The sequence below is a fragment of the Erythrobacter sp. F6033 genome (assembly GCF_023016005.1).
Classification (GTDB): Bacteria; Pseudomonadota; Alphaproteobacteria; order Sphingomonadales; family Sphingomonadaceae; genus Erythrobacter.
The window spans coordinates 1,814,378-1,826,877 of sequence record NZ_JALKAZ010000001.1; the positions used below are offsets into that span (position 1 = coordinate 1,814,378).

The following is a 12,500-nucleotide window of genomic DNA, read 5'->3' on the forward strand; positions in this document are numbered from 1 at the left end:
GGGCGAAGGCGCATCGCCCTGATGCGCCTCATCCACACCCTCAGCTCCGGACGAATCCGGCGCGGCAGCAGGCATATTTGCGCCCTTACGCTCTTGGAGCGTCTGCGGGATCGTCGAGGCTGTAACCGAGGCCACGGATCGTAGTGATTACCTCTGCGCCAAGTTTCTTACGGATACGGGTGACAAAAACTTCAATCGTGTTCGAATCGCGATCAAAGTCCTGATCATAAATGTGTTCGATTAACTCAGTCCGACTGACCACTTTGCCTTTGTGATGCATCAGGTAAGACAACAGCTTATATTCCTGTGCGGTCAGCTTCACGGGCTCGCCATCCAATGTGACACGGCCGGAGCGTGTATCCAGCCGGACGTTGCCAGCCGTCAGCTCCGAAGATGTGTTACCCGAAGCGCGGCGAATAAGCGCGCGCAGGCGGGCGATAAGCTCTTCGGTCTGGAATGGTTTGGCGAGATAGTCATCCGCGCCTGCATCCAGTCCGGCAACTTTATCGGACCAGCTGTCTCGCGCCGTCAGCACGAGAACCGGGAAATCGCGCCCCTCCTTGCGCCACATGCCGAGCACTGAAAGCCCGTCAATTTCGGGCAAGCCCAAGTCAAGGACGCAGGCATCATACTCTTCCGTGCTGCCAAGGAAGTGCCCGTCTTCACCATCGGTCGAGAGGTCCACGGCATAGCCGTTTTGCTCAAGCGTAGATTTCAATTGTTGGCCCAGTGTGGGCTCGTCTTCGACGATCAGGATGCGCATAGTCCACCAGATTTCTGCAAATGAATTGAAAGGTTGGTGCGCTTTTGAGCGCATCGCGTCAAGCAAGGGTGATGTCTGTCACCCGTCGCTGTCCACCGGAGAGTTTTGAAGGAAATGAGCGCCCTATCTTGAACGGTTTATGATCCGCCCGCTTTTGGCATCCACATCAACATATGTAACGCGGCCATCTTTGATGAATTTGAGGCGGTATGCCCGGGCGGTCGCATCATATGCCGGCCCGAGATACTCGCTGCCACGCATACGCGGAAGAACCCTGCGCTCAATCTCGCGCAGTGAAAGCTGATTGCCCGCTTTCATTTCCTTGCGAGCCTGCCCCTGGTCGCTGCGAGATTGCTCTTGCATGCCGTTATGGGCAGCAGTCGCGGGAACGGCACCGTAAGATACCAGCGCAAACGCTGCAGCAAGACCAAGAAGATGTTTCATAATGCGGTCATGCCTAAAGGAGGAGCGTTGAACAAGCTGTGAATGGCTACGTTGTCATGGGTTCAGCGTTGTATGCAAGCGTAATGCAACTATTCCTCATCATCACTCGTCATTTCATATGTGATTGTGATGTTGACCCCGGTGCTCACCTGTCCGGGCTGAACTGGAGCGGAAGCATCTGCCGATTCCTCTGCAATTCCTGAGCGTGCCATCATCTGAGGCATTGGGCCGCTGCGACTTATCGCTTCACTGATCGAAAGCACCTCAACTCCGTCATAACCGAGCATCTCGGCATAAGCTTCAGCGCGTTGCTGGGCCGTTGCAATGGCACGTTTGCGTGCCTCATCCTTGGCCGCTGTGTCATCATCGATCAGAAATGTCGGACCGTTCAAATCCGTCGCACCCGCACTAACAAGAGCGTCGAGCACCCGTCCTGTCTCATCGATATCGCGCAGCTTTACGTTCACACGATTGGACACCTGATAGCCGCGAAAAACCTGTTGCTGTGTGTTACGGTTATAGTCGTAACGCGCATTCAGATTGATGCCGGTTGTTTGAATGTCTTTTTCATCAACGCCCAGCGATTTGATCCGCTCAATCACCTGGCGCATCTCAACCGAGTTTTGCCTTAGAGCTTCAACAGCGGTTCGAGCCTCACTGGTCACGCCTGCTCCAATCGTCACAGTGTCAGGTGCCGTCTTGACCTGCTCTGAAACCGTCAGTTCGATGATGGGGCCTTCGGCCTCTATCTCAACATTGGTGGCGGCAGCAGGCGATACGGCCATTGCTGCCAAAGCGGCAGCGGCGGATGCGGTAAAGAATTTCATGAGTGACCTCCTGCAAGTCTCAATTGGTGACCCGCCATGTCGCCGGGCTGAACGGGATATGTGCAAAACACTTTTGAGCGGTTAGAGACACGGTGAACAGGGGAGACCAAATGCTCAAGACGTTTCTGACCGCAATTGCCGTTACGCTTGCTCTGCCGGTGGCGGCGCAGACCACTATGGAACGTGTGCCAGATCGCCCAGCTGGCGAAGGCGAAGGGCCGTTCGAAACGCTCTTGATCAAAGGCGCGACCATGATCGATGGCACCGGCGCACCGCCTGAGGGACCAGTCGATATCGTTGTTAAAAATAACCGCATCGCGTCGATCATACGCGGCGGCGGAGCCGATATCGCAGCCGACCGCACTATCGAAGCAGGCGGCATGTATGTCCTCCCCGGTTTCGTCGATACGCATGGCCACAATGGTGATCCGGCGAAAGCGCCGCAGCCTTCCTATGGATTCAAACTGTGGCTTGCTCACGGCGTGACAACTGTTCGCGGCGTCGGATTTGGATGGGGGCCGAACGATCCCTCTCTCAGCCAGAAATCCCGCAGTGCTGCCAACACTATCACTGCTCCGCGATTGTTTGCCTATCAGGTGCCCGGCACGGTCTGGGACAAAGGCGTCGCCGACACTCCCGAGAAAGGGAGGGAGTGGGTCCGGTGGGCAAAGGCGCGCGGATATGACGGGATCAAGTTCTTCAACAATGAAACTCCGCCCGTAATGGAGGCGATCCTTGACGAAGCCGACAAGCTCGGCCTCGGCTCGGTCGCACACCTGGGCCAGCGCGGCGTTTCCGATGTGAATGCGCGCAAAGCCGCAGAGCTCGGCATGGATGGCGTAACCCACTTCTACGGTCATTTTGAAAGCCTGCTGGATGGCAGCCGTCTGCCGCAATATCCGGCGGACTATAACTACCTCGACGAACAGGCGCGCTTTGCGTGGGTGGCGCGGCTCGCCGATCAGGTCGGCGAACCGGGCAGCGAAGAATGGGATGACTACATCGATTATCTGATCGAGAATGACGTCACGCTTAGCCCGACATTCAATATCTACGCGGCGAGCCGTGATGTGATGAAAGCGCGCAATCTGGAATGGCATGACAAATACACGCTGCCATCGCTGATGAAGTTCTACGCGCCCAGCCTCACCAATCACGGCAGCTATTACCACGACTGGACCAGCGAAGATGAAGTCGCCTGGCGCGGGTTTTATCGCAAATGGTTCGATCTGACCCGGGAGTTCAAGGATCGCGGTGGACGCGTCACGGCGGGTTCTGACCCGGGCTATATCTATCAGACATGGGGTTTCGCCTACATCTCCGAGCTTGAGATGCTGCGCGAGGCTGGGCTTACGCCACTGGAAGTCATCCGCGCAGCGACAATTGATGGCGCTCAGGAAATCTACGATTCCAAAGGCGAAATTGCTCCGATGGGCTCCATCAAAGTCGGCCAGCTCGCCGACCTGGTGATTGTGCCCGAAAATCCGCTCGCCAACCTCAAGGTTCTCTATGGAACAGGCCACACCCGTCTGAACCGCGAGACGAACAGCCTCGAAACCGTAGGCGGCGTTCGCTGGACGATCAAAGACGGTATTGTGTTTGACGCACCCAAGCTGCTCGCGGATGTTGCGCAAATGGTTGAAGAACAGAAAGCCGCGCAGCAATAGGCGCCGGAAAGCACAAGCAGCCTTGCAGGCACCACCGCCCTCGCCTACTTGGCGCGGCCTATGGCGCAACCACCAATCCTCAGCCTCGAAGGGCTCGGCCTGCAACAAGGCGGTCGCTGGCTGTTTGGCGGGCCACATCCCGGAGAAGGTGCAGAGCCGATTGATCTTCACGTGCTTCCCGGTGACCGGCTTGCGCTGATCGGGCGCAACGGTGCAGGCAAGACGACGCTGTTGAAGATCGTCGATGACCAGATCGAAATGGATCGGGGTATCCGGCGAGTAAAGCCAGGAGCGCGGGTCGTCTTTCTTGAACAGGACCCGGACCTCAGCGGGTTCAAAACGTTGATGGATTTCGCCCTTTCCGGCGATGATGCGCCTGCTGAGCATGAAGTGGACAGCATCGCAGGCCAACTCGGCATCGAAATGGACCGCGAAACCAGCACGGCCAGCGGCGGCGAGAAACGGCGTGCAGCAATTGCCCGTGCTCTTGCCCAAGATCCTGATTTGCTCCTGCTTGACGAGCCGACCAACCATCTCGATCTCGGCGCGATTGACTGGCTTGAAGACTGGCTGACCCGGTACAAGGGCGCGTTCATCACGATCAGCCACGACCGGACATTCCTGAAACGCCTTACCAGAGCGACGCTTTGGCTCGATCGGGGGACGATGCGCCGTAAGGAAGTCGGCTTTGGCGGATATGAAGCTTGGGAAGAGCAGGTATACGCAGAGGAGGCGCGCGCGGCTGAAAAGCTGGACGCGAAACTGAAGCTGGAGGCCCATTGGCTTGAGCGCGGCGTCACGGCGCGGCGCAAGCGCAACCAAGGGCGGCTCGAAAAGCTCGGGCAGATGCGCGCGGCCCGCGCAGCGATGATCACCGATAGCGGTTCGGCCAAGCTCAAGCTTGCGAATGATGAGGACTTCAAATCGAAATCCGTCATCGTCGCTGAAGGCATCACCAAAAGCTTTGATGGCCGCGCGATCATCAAACCTTTCACTCTGCGGATCCAGAATGGCGACCGCATCGGCATCGTCGGCGGCAATGGCGCTGGCAAAACGACGCTGCTCAAAATGCTCACCGGCGAACTGGAGCCGGACAGCGGGAAAATCACCCGCGCAAGCACGCTAAGCGGTGTCATGATCGACCAACAGCGCAAGCTGCTGGAGCCGACGGCAAGTGTGCGCGATATCCTTGCCGAAGGCGGCGACTGGATCGATGTACGCGGCGCGCGCAAACATGTTCAGGCATATCTCAAAGACTTTCTGTTCGACCCGAAAATCGTCGACACCAAGGTCGGAATCCTTTCCGGCGGTGAGCGTTCGCGCCTTCTTCTCGCCCGCGAATTTGCGCGCACAGCCAACTTGCTGGTGCTCGATGAACCGACCAACGATCTCGACCTCGAAACGCTCGACCTCCTGCAAGAAGTGATCGCCGATTTCGACGGCACCGTTCTGATCGTCAGCCACGATCGCGACTTCCTTGATCGCACCGTCACCGTCACTCTCGGCCTCGACGGATCGGGCAGCGTCGATATCGTTGCGGGCGGTTACGAGGATTGGGAGGCCAAACGATCCCGCCGCTTTGTCGGCAAATCCAAACCGAGCAAACCCGCGCCCTCACCCACCCCCGCTTCCTCGGCCCCGAAATCCACCAAGATTTCGTACAAGGATCAGCGTGACTACGAGATTCTGCCACAGCGGATCGAAGAGCTTGAAACCGCTATCGCAAAGGGTGAGGAAATCCTCGCTGACCCTGATCTTTACACCTCCGATCCAAAGCGGTTTGCGACCATTTCCAAAGGCATCGAAAACGCCCGAGCGGAAAAGGACGCCGCCGAAGAACGCTGGCTGGCCATCGCCGAACAGATCGAAGGATGACCGACGCGCAGGCCGTTCAGCTCCATTCGGAGATCGCCGCTTGCACCATTTGCGCAGAGCATCTGCCGCTTGGTCCTCGTCCGGTTGTCCAATTCTCGCCAAACTCGCGCATTTTGATCATCGGTCAGGCCCCCGGCACCAAGGTCCATGCCAGCGGCACTCCGTGGGATGATGACAGCGGAGACCGCCTTCGCGACTGGCTCGGTCTCGACAAAGCTGCATTCTATAATCCTGACAACGTCGCCCTGATGCCGATGGGGTTTTGCTACCCGGGCAAAGCCAAAGGCGGCGATGCACCGCCGCGAAAGGAATGCGCGCCTGAGTGGCATCAACGCGTTATGGACTGCCTTCCGAAAGACCGCCTCACGCTACTCGTTGGCTCTTATGCCCAGGCGCATTACCTACCGGAAAACCGCAAAGTCTCTTTGACCGAACGAGTCCGCAACCATCGCGAGTTTGCGCCCATAATCCCGCTGCCGCATCCCGCATGGCGGGTGCGAATGTGGATGGGGAAAAATCCATGGTTTGAAAGCGAGCTTTTGCCCACACTCAAAACCCGCGTCGCTACCCAACTTAGCCATCAATAAGGTCTCGCATTTGCCATAATTCGAAGGCAGGTTGCAGCCTACCCAATCAAGGAGACCCTGCCATGACCGATACGACCCAAATTGCCCGCGAATTTGTCAAACTCCTTATCGAAGAAGATGACGCCGGCCTGCAAGAATACTGGTCCGATGATATCGTTAGCCTTGAGCCGCAAGAGGGCGAGATGGCCCGTGTGGAAGGGCGCGAGGCCTTGCTGGCGAAACACGCATGGTGGAACGAGAACGCCGAAATGCACTCGGTTTCAACCGACGGCCCCTATGTCTTCGGCGACCAATTCGCTGTCCGTTTCACAATGGATGTCACGATGTTTGGCGAACGCAGCCAGTCCAGCGAAGTCGGAATTTACACGCTGAAAGACGGCAAGATCGTGGAAGAGCGCTTCCTCTACGCCGCCGAAGAATAAGCCAGAGGGACACGTGCGAAACGGGTGACACATTCTCCAACATGTCACCCGTGTCCTACAGGCTGTAAGCCCCAGAATGCCGCGCTTTCTGCGCTGTAGGACACACATGACAACTGTCCAACTCGCTCACCCGATCCGGTAGAAGTTCGCAACACGCTCCAACGCCAGTTTCAGCACCAATTTGCCGCTGCGCGCTGGCCAGCCCAGCGCCTTTTCCGCATCGGGCAGACCGTCTCCCGCGCACACCACGCGCCATAGGACATCTTCCAATCCGCTCCCCGCTTCGGCCAGCGCAGCGTCGAAGCGGGATTTCGCCGCTATTTGCTTTTCTGTCGCGGACAATCCCTGATCGCCGGTGGTTTTGACCCGCACCGGATCCCAGCGCATGGTGACATTCGGTGATAGCTGCGCCCGCTCATAATCGCGCCGCAAGGCCTCACCCGCCTCGAACAACCGGGTTTCAAGGTGCCCGCGGGAATGGAGCCAAGCAATCGGGCTTTCGCCCACATTCATTGTTACCGTGCGGCGCTTTCCTTTGGCCGCCCCCGCCCTCTTGGGGCCTTCGCTTGTCAGCTCTCGCTCCACCAATTTACGCATATCACTTACTCCATTTGAACCGAATAGGTGATAATGGACTTGCATTGCATCCACATCTGTAGGAAAGTCGCAAATCACCAAATTGGTTTTTCTAGTCACGGAGCAAGCCATTGATTAACCGAATCCGCGATATACGAAAGGCGAAGGGGCTGACGATGGCAGAGCTGGCCGAGGCTTGCGAGCCGGCGACGACCGCTCAGACTATCGGTCGACTTGAAACGGGGATGCGGAACCTTTCAATCAAATGGATGGACCGCATTGCGGCCGCGCTCGGCGTTGATCCGGAAAATCTGGTACGCTCTGACCAAGCACCGCAGCCGCAGGTTGTGGCACAGCTAACCGGTAGCGGAGCACAGGCGCTGGACACACCGCGTGAAGCGGTGCTGCCGACCGATCTTGCAAGCCAGGGCGATCAAAGACCGCTGATTGTTCTGAAGGTCGAGGAAAGCACGGGCGAGTTTCGCCCCGGTGATCTGATCTGGCTGAGTCAGCTTGATCCGGAGGATGCAGGCCAAGCGATCAACCGTGATTGTCTTATCCCGCGTCCCGGCGGGCGGTTTGCATTCGGGCGGCTGATCGACCGCAGAGGCACTCTTGTCGGATTGTTGCCGCCGGGCGCTGGGCAAAAACAACAGGTGGTGGATAATCCCCCCTGGATCGCGATGGCCGTGATGCTCGTGCGCCCGCTTTAACCGTGTTTGTTTCACGCATCTTACCAGCTGACGCGCGATCCTGATCGTGAACGCACAAGGAGATCATTTGAAGCACATCCTTTCCATAAGCACGCTGTATCCCAACGCCCCCAATCCGCGTTTCGGGACTTTTGTTGCGCGCTCATTGGAAGGGCTGGCCCAGCGCGGCGACTGGCGCGTGACCGTAGTGAATCCGATTGGATTGCCGCCGGTTGTATTCGGGCGATATCAGTCGCTTGCCGATCTTGATCCCCTTTCGATCGAGGAAGGCATTCCTGTTCATCGCCCCCGATTTACCCTGATCCCGAAAGTTGGCGCGCGTCGTAATGCTGCGACCATCGCAAAGGCTATTTTGCCAGCCATTCGGGCCATCCATGCCGAGCAGCCAATCGATTTAATTGATGCGCAGTTCTTCTTTCCCGATGGACCGGCAGCCGCAATCGTGGCCAAGGAAATGAGCCTGCCGCTCTCGATTAAGGCGCGCGGAAGCGACATCACCTATTGGGGTCAGCAAGACGCCATTCTGGAGCAGATGAAGGATGCTGCAGAGCAAGCGACCGGCCTGCTGGCTGTTAGCGAAGCATTGAAGCGCGAGATGATTTCTCTCGGGATGCCGGGCGATAAAATCACGGTGCATTACACCGGGCTGGACAGAAACCGTTTCCGTCCGCTCGATCACACACAATTGCGCAGTCAGGTCGGGCAGGAGCTCGGCTTTGATCTGCCTGACACTGTGCCCATGCTCGCCTGTGTCGGCGCACTTACGGGGCGAAAGGGGCAAGACCGGATCATCGCTGCCCTCCCCTCAATTGAGGGCGCCAGGCTCGTGATTGTTGGCAAGGGAGAGGATGAGGCGAAATGCCGCGAATTGACGCGCAGCGTTGGCGTTACGGATCGAGTGCATTTCACCGGATCGATCGACCATGATCTGTTGCCGCTGATCCTTTCGGCAGCCGATGTCATGGTCCTGCCGACCGAGAACGAAGGCCTGGCAAACGCTTGGGTCGAGGCGCTCGCCTGCGGAACGCCTGTGGTCACGACAGATGTAGGCGGTGCGCGCGAGTTGATCGTCAATGACACTGCAGGTCGGTTGCTAACTGAGCGCACGCCGGAAGCCGTTGCCGAAGCGGTCAATGCTGTGCTGAACGCGCCGCCAGACCCGCAAGAGGTTGCGGATCTGGTCGAGCACTTCAGTTGGGAAAGCCACGCAGAGCGGCTGTCCGATTATTCGATGGGGCTGGCCGGACGCGCCTGACCTTCGCCGCGCGCTTTGCGTTCCTGAATGTCAGCCTCGGTTTCCTGCGGGACGAAACTGTCCGAATTCACACCCAGCCAGATCAGGATCGGCGCAGCGAGATAAACGCTGGAATAGGTACCGACGAACAGTCCGACGGTGATCGCGAAAACAAGACCAAACAGGCTTGCCGGACCGAACAGCAGCAGCGGCAGAAGCGCGACGAGCAGAGTCAACGACGTCATAACTGTACGGGCCAGAGTTTCGTTGACCGACAGATCGAGCAGCTCGGGCAGCGGCATCTTGCGGAACTTCTTCAAGTTCTCACGAATGCGGTCGTACACGACGATCGTATCGTTCAGCGAGTAACCGATAATGGCCAGAATAGCCGCGATGATCTGCAGGCTGAATTCCAATTGGAAAACCGCAAACAAGCCAAGGGTGAGCGAAACATCGTGGAACAGCGCAAACAACGCGCCGACGCCGAACTGCCATTCGAACCGGATCCAGATATACATCGCGACGCCGATCATGGCGAGCGCGAGGGCAAGAGCGGCGCTTGAACGGAACTCTTCGGCGACTTTACCCGATACGGTGTTGTTGCCGTCCGTCCGGACGTTTTCATACTGGCTATCGATCAGAGCGATGACTTCGTTTCCGATTTCGGTCGCAGCACCGGGGGTGGATTCGACGTCTTCGGGCAGCGGAACACGAATGGACACAATGTTCGGCGCGCCAAATTCCTGGACGACAGGCGTACCGTAACCGAGCCCGGCCACCTTCTCGCGCAGATCGGCAACGGGTGCTTGGTCGATCCCTTCAAAGGTCAGTTGAACTTCTTGGCCACCAGCGAAGTCGACGCCGTAGTTCAGACCCTGTGTCATAACAGCGGTCCAGCTCGCCACAATCAGCAACATGCTGATGGCAAAGAACGGTACGCGCAGTTTCAGGAACTTGATGTTCGTGTCAGCGGGGACGAGTTTGAGCAGTTTCATGGTCGTGTCCCTCCTCAAACGTTGATGTCGTTAGGGCGATTTTTCCGCAGCCATCCGGCGACCCACATGCGGGTCAACGGAAGCGCGGTGAAAACGCTGGTGAACAGGCCGATGATCAGAACCACGGCAAAGCCGCGGATCGGACCGGACCCGAAAAAGCCGAGCAAACAGGCCGAAATGAAGTTCGTGATGTTTGCATCGTAAATTGCGCGGCTGGCCTCTTTGTAGCCATTTTCGACCGCAGCGATCACGCGCCGGCCTCGCTTACGCTCTTCGCGGATGCGTTCATTGATCAGCACGTTGGCATCCACCGCCGCACCGATTGTCAGAACGAAACCGGCAATGCCCGGCAGCGTTAGCGTGCTGTTCGCAAAGGCCATGATGCCGAGCAGCATGAGCACGTTGAACACCAGAGCGATGGTCGCATAGACGCCGAACCGGCCATAAGTTGCGATCATCAATACGATAACCGCGATGCTGCCGATCAACATGGCGAGAAGGCCGCGCTGGATCGAATCTGCACCGAGCTCGGCGCTGACGGTGCGCTCTTCGATCACTGTCAAAGGCACTGGAAGAGCACCCGAGCGCAGCGAGATCGCGAGGTTGTTTGCGCTGTCGGCATTAAAGCTGCCCGAAATCTGCGCCGAACCGCCACAAATAGGCTCATTGATGTTCGGCGCCGAAAGCACTTCTTCGTCCAAAATAATCGCAAATGGCTTGTTCACATTCTGACGCGTCAGAGTGCAGAAACGGGTGCCGCCTTGAACGTCGAATTGGATGTTGACGACATTCTCGTTGGTCTGCGGATCAACACCGGCGGTCGCGCCGGTCAAGCGGTCTCCGCGAATGCCGCCAAGACGCCGCACTGCGATTGACTGCCCTTCGAAATCGCTCCCTTCAGCGTAAGGGAAAATCTGGCTTCCCGGAGGCGCAATGCCCGCCTGCACGTTGGTTGGCAGCGCGTTTTGATCGACAAGTTTGAATTCAAGCTGCGCAGTCTGACCAAGCAGTTCTTTCAAAGCCTCAGGATCGTCCAGTCCCGGCACCTGTACAACGATGCGCGTTGCGCCTTGCCGAATGATTGTCGGCTCGCGAGTGCCCAGTTCATCGATACGGCGGCGGACGACTTCGGTCGCGCTTTCCATCGCATCATTCACGGCCGTTTCTGTGCCACTAGCCGTTGGTGCGAGCACCATGCGCTGGCCATCGACGACTTCCAGATCCCACTCACGCACAAGGTTTTGACCCTGCATCATCGGTTCCAGAATGCCTCGCGCACGATCAATATCGCTCGCGTCGCTTAGCATGAAAGACAATCTGCCGTCCGCCGTCGAAATATCGCCAATCCGAATACGCGGTTCGGCGTTGCGCATCGCCTGACGCACGGCCTCTTCCATGTTTTGCAGTCGCTGCGCAGCGACTTCTTCGGCCTCAGCCTCAAGCAGAAGGTGCGAACCGCCCGCGAGATCGAGCCCGAGATTGACAGTCGGTTCGGGCAGTGCGTCGGGCCAATCGGCTCCACCTGCATTGAACAGTGAAGGCAATGCCATCAGTGCCGCTGTGAGGGTGATACCCCACAGCATAATCTTCTTCCAAAGAGGGAAATCGAGCATTGCCGCGTGTTCTCAGTCTTGTTCTTAAAAAATCGCGATTAGTCGTTTGCGGCTTTGCCGCCCGGCGGGATGATGTCGCCGATTGTGTGCTTGACCGCTTTCACGCGGACGTCCTTTGCCAGATCGATTTCAACATAGGTGTCATCAACCTTGGCAACTTTGCCGACAAGACCGCCCGCTGTGACAACCTGATCGCCCTTTTTCAGGCCGCCAATCCGTTCCTGATGCTCTTTCTGCTTTTTCATCTGCGGACGGAAAATCAGAAACCAGAAAATGCCGAAAATGCCGATCCAAGGAAGCAGGCTCAAGATAAAGCCCATTGGACTTCCCGATCCTGATGCGGCCCCACCTGCTGCGGCGAAAATCTCAATCATGCCCTATCGAACCTTGCAATTACGGGACGCCAAAAGCGCCCAATTGATGTCTCAGTATTTGGGTCGGAATGAACACCGCGCGAATAACGCGCCCGTCCGGCCTCCCCTATTCCATGTAAGTGGGCGCGCGTAGCAGCATTGCAAGCGCCCCGCAATCAGCGGGCCAAACACCTTCGCCACCGCTGGTGGAAAACACAATACGCTTTCGATGCCAATGATGCTTGCATGGCCATGCCCCCCGCCCTATACGGCGCGCCTCCACTGGATACGGGAAGTAGCGCAGCCTGGTAGCGCATCACACTGGGGGTGTGGGGGTCGCAGGTTCGAATCCTGTCTTCCCGACCAGTGGAACATTCATCGGACAGAGACATACGTTCGCCGCAAGGTGATTGCCGCACGGCAATTTTTAT

The 12,500-nt window shown here is 57.6% G+C and carries 13 protein-coding genes and 1 tRNA gene; 7 read left to right on the top strand and 7 right to left on the bottom strand.

Features of this window, described 5'->3' with window-relative positions; translation table 11 throughout:
* Positions 1–85: 85 nt before the first annotated feature.
* The 3 genes from MWU39_RS08625 to MWU39_RS08635 all read right to left on the bottom strand — a co-directional run bounded on the left by MWU39_RS08625 (position 86) and on the right by MWU39_RS08635 (position 2,034).
* A complete protein-coding gene (locus MWU39_RS08625; protein WP_190787694.1) occupies positions 86–763 on the bottom strand; it encodes a response regulator transcription factor in 678 nt (225 codons plus the stop codon).
* Positions 764–886: 123 nt separating this feature from the next.
* The gene (locus MWU39_RS08630) at positions 887–1,207 is read right to left on the bottom strand and encodes a PepSY domain-containing protein (RefSeq protein ID WP_247159587.1); all 321 of its coding nucleotides are present in this window, start codon (positions 1,205–1,207) and stop codon (positions 887–889) included.
* Positions 1,208–1,296: 89 nt separating this feature from the next.
* Positions 1,297–2,034: an SIMPL domain-containing protein gene (locus MWU39_RS08635; RefSeq protein WP_247159588.1), complete on the bottom strand. Its 738-nt coding sequence runs from the start codon at positions 2,032–2,034 to the stop codon at positions 1,297–1,299.
* A 110-nt stretch (positions 2,035–2,144) separates the two neighbouring features.
* Between MWU39_RS08635 and MWU39_RS08640 the strand changes: the two genes are divergently transcribed.
* The 4 genes from MWU39_RS08640 to MWU39_RS08655 all read left to right on the top strand — a co-directional run bounded on the left by MWU39_RS08640 (position 2,145) and on the right by MWU39_RS08655 (position 6,585).
* On the top strand, positions 2,145–3,701 hold the full coding sequence (locus tag MWU39_RS08640) for an amidohydrolase family protein (RefSeq protein WP_247159589.1): 1,557 nt from the start codon (positions 2,145–2,147) through the stop codon (positions 3,699–3,701).
* Between the two features lie 60 nt (positions 3,702–3,761).
* Positions 3,762–5,576 (top strand): ATP-binding cassette domain-containing protein, encoded by a 1,815-nt coding sequence (locus MWU39_RS08645; RefSeq protein WP_247159590.1) that lies wholly within the window; start codon positions 3,762–3,764, stop codon positions 5,574–5,576.
* Complete coding sequence (locus tag MWU39_RS08650; protein ID WP_247159591.1) at positions 5,573–6,163, top strand: uracil-DNA glycosylase family protein; 591 nt, start codon at positions 5,573–5,575, stop codon at positions 6,161–6,163. The genes MWU39_RS08645 and MWU39_RS08650 overlap by 4 nt, the downstream gene beginning before the upstream one ends.
* A 62-nt stretch (positions 6,164–6,225) precedes the next feature.
* Positions 6,226–6,585 (top strand): nuclear transport factor 2 family protein, encoded by a 360-nt coding sequence (locus tag MWU39_RS08655; protein WP_247159592.1) that lies wholly within the window; start codon positions 6,226–6,228, stop codon positions 6,583–6,585.
* A gap of 126 nt (positions 6,586–6,711) precedes the next feature.
* On the opposite strand, the gene MWU39_RS08660 is transcribed toward MWU39_RS08655, so the two are convergent.
* The gene (locus MWU39_RS08660) at positions 6,712–7,182 is read right to left on the bottom strand and encodes a DUF6456 domain-containing protein (protein ID WP_247159593.1); all 471 of its coding nucleotides are present in this window, start codon (positions 7,180–7,182) and stop codon (positions 6,712–6,714) included.
* Positions 7,183–7,292: 110 nt separating this feature from the next.
* Here MWU39_RS08660 and MWU39_RS08665 point away from each other — a divergent pair, with 110 nt between their 5' ends.
* Together MWU39_RS08665 and MWU39_RS08670 are read left to right on the top strand one after the other, a co-directional pair.
* Complete coding sequence (locus MWU39_RS08665) at positions 7,293–7,874, top strand: helix-turn-helix transcriptional regulator (protein WP_247159594.1); 582 nt, start codon at positions 7,293–7,295, stop codon at positions 7,872–7,874.
* Positions 7,875–7,920: 46 nt separating this feature from the next.
* Complete coding sequence (locus MWU39_RS08670) at positions 7,921–9,129, top strand: glycosyltransferase (RefSeq protein ID WP_247159595.1); 1,209 nt, start codon at positions 7,921–7,923, stop codon at positions 9,127–9,129.
* Here MWU39_RS08670 and secF read toward each other — a convergent pair.
* Genes secF through yajC form a run of 3 tightly spaced genes read right to left on the bottom strand, consistent with a single transcriptional unit; the run spans position 9,099 to position 12,090 of the window.
* On the bottom strand, positions 9,099–10,103 hold the full coding sequence (gene secF / locus MWU39_RS08675) for a protein translocase subunit SecF (RefSeq protein ID WP_247159596.1): 1,005 nt from the start codon (positions 10,101–10,103) through the stop codon (positions 9,099–9,101). The genes MWU39_RS08670 and secF overlap by 31 nt on opposite strands.
* Before the next feature lie 14 nt (positions 10,104–10,117).
* A complete protein-coding gene (gene secD, locus MWU39_RS08680; RefSeq protein ID WP_247159597.1) occupies positions 10,118–11,716 on the bottom strand; it encodes a protein translocase subunit SecD in 1,599 nt (532 codons plus the stop codon).
* Between the two features lie 38 nt (positions 11,717–11,754).
* Positions 11,755–12,090: a preprotein translocase subunit YajC gene (gene yajC, locus MWU39_RS08685; RefSeq protein ID WP_247159598.1), complete on the bottom strand. Its 336-nt coding sequence runs from the start codon at positions 12,088–12,090 to the stop codon at positions 11,755–11,757.
* A 268-nt stretch (positions 12,091–12,358) separates the two neighbouring features.
* On the opposite strand from yajC, the gene MWU39_RS08690 reads away from it, so the two are divergent.
* Positions 12,359–12,435, top strand: a tRNA-Pro gene (locus tag MWU39_RS08690).
* The last annotated feature ends 65 nt before the right edge of the window (positions 12,436–12,500 follow it).